Genomic DNA, 2,066 nt, shown 5'->3' on the forward strand with positions numbered 1-2,066 from the left:
CATCTATGAAACAGGGATTAAAATATCTAAATCAGATTTCGAAAAAATTAACATATATAAACATGAATTTCATGGAGAAGATTGGAATTATACTATCAAACCATTATAAGTAGTTGTAGCAATAATATATTTACAATTACATAGCTCGAAATAATTGACCAACCCTGATTTAGATTTACAAACTGTTTGGTATGATCGGGGATATATTGGGTGGCTTTTAGAACATAAACATCTTTACTGGAAGCTATGAAAAAGCCAGGCGAGGACAAACTATCAAATTCAAGTGTACCTATTCCATTAAAAATTCCGCTTATATATATATCATAACTATCATCTATAGATATAATTCTAGGTATTGCCCATCGTTTTGTTCCAAGATAATTATACCAGAGTTTTTCACCTATAGAACTGAATTTTGTTAATATAGGAGCTTTATCTTGTGATTGAACAGGTGTTATTATCGTATCATAATCCAAAATAATAGTATCTTTACCATAGCAAAAAGACAGATATACATTATCATCTTTATCGCATGCAATAGTCGGCCTTGAATTTAAGGTAACAGTAACATTTTCAGCATATTTTTTCCACAAAAGAGTACCTGAAGAATCCAGTTTCACAAGAAAAGTATTGTTATCTAAATAGCCGGGCATGACTGCAATATCTGCCCAAATTGTATCAGAATCTAATAATAAAGTTTGGCTACCTGATGTACCTGTAAAAATTACATTATTTGCATTGTCGATTTTTAGATTATATACATAATCGGGACCGTAAGTTAAGCCTGTTCCTGCTTGAAGTACTTTGTTCCATAACAAATTTCCATTTGGGTCGAATTTCAACAAAAACGATTTTGTCGAGGGTACATTACCGGTTAATAAACTTCCTGCTACATTTAATGACAATGCCCATTGTACATAATAAATATTTCCATATTCATCAACTGCCAAAGCCATAGGTTCGTCATCACCGGTTGAGTAAATTCTTCTAATCCAAAGCTCATTTCCAAGCGAATCGTATTTTGCTATAAATGCATCTTCGCTACCTGAATTGCCAATTGTAGTGCCTGCAAAGCTTAAATTTGGGCTATCGTAATAGCCTGTAATAATCACATTCCCTTCGTTATCTATTGCAATTTTAGAAGGATAGTCATCACCAGAGCCACCAAAAAAATATATGTCTAAAGGATTACCCAGAGTATCTTGTTTTGCAATAAAAATATCACATGAGCTTGTTATTAGATTGCTTGTAGTGTTACCATAAGTTATTGGTGCTGTTGTCCATGTAACTAAAGTTGAATAAATATAGTTATTGTGTATCTTGCTATCTGAAATAATTTCATATTGGATATTTGCTATTTCGATAGCTGAGTTTATATAACCAGTATTATCAAAATTAAACAAATAATTGCTGCAGCCTATTAAAGAAGTATCACTAAGAAATAAAGTATCTGATAGTGCTGCATATGGAGAAGCTATAGTAAATTTACATGAACTGTTATTGCCTGAGGATAAGAAGATAGGTTTATCATCATTTTCACACCCCATGGTTCTAAGCCAATCATATGAAATTATTTGTGAAAAACTCATTTGTGAGAGCTGAAATATAATTATTATTAAAATATATTTTTTCATAATTCTTACATTTTAAACTAAAAAACGAAAAGTACAAATAATTTGAATTTAAAACAATAAAAAAACCTGAAAAGTCAAGGTTTGAATAAAATTTATAGAGTAATAATCAAACCTCGACTTAAAATTTGTTTTACTTATTCAAACTGATGATTTTTTAATTAGTAATTCGTCATTAGTAATTAATTCGCCGGATATAGTAAAGTATCAGCCGCCAGCATTTTTATTTGGTAGCCTTCACCCGGATTCATATTTCCAATATTGTCGATGCCATACGTTGGCCAATAGATTAAACCATTACCATTTTTTACCATTACAATATTCTGTGAAATATCATTGAGCATAGTGCTTATTACACCGCTATTTTGGCGTAGGTAGCCAATTATGTTCCAGTCTTGCAATAGTGCTAATGGCGACCACTCCGGGACAATCGCA

At 31.5% G+C, this 2,066-nt stretch carries 2 protein-coding genes; both read right to left on the reverse strand.

What is annotated here, in order from left to right; translation table 11 throughout:
• Nucleotides 1–95: 95 nt before the first annotated feature.
• Nucleotides 96–1,634 (reverse strand): hypothetical protein, encoded by a 1,539-nt coding sequence (locus HN894_17935; protein ID MBT7145207.1) that lies wholly within the window; start codon nt 1,632–1,634, stop codon nt 96–98.
• A 179-nt stretch (nt 1,635–1,813) separates the two neighbouring features.
• A partial coding sequence (locus HN894_17940; protein ID MBT7145208.1) for a hypothetical protein occupies nt 1,814–2,066 on the reverse strand: 253 nt, incomplete at its 5' end.

The organism is Bacteroidota bacterium (assembly GCA_018692315.1).
Classification (GTDB): Bacteria; Bacteroidota; Bacteroidia; order Bacteroidales; family JABHKC01; genus JABHKC01.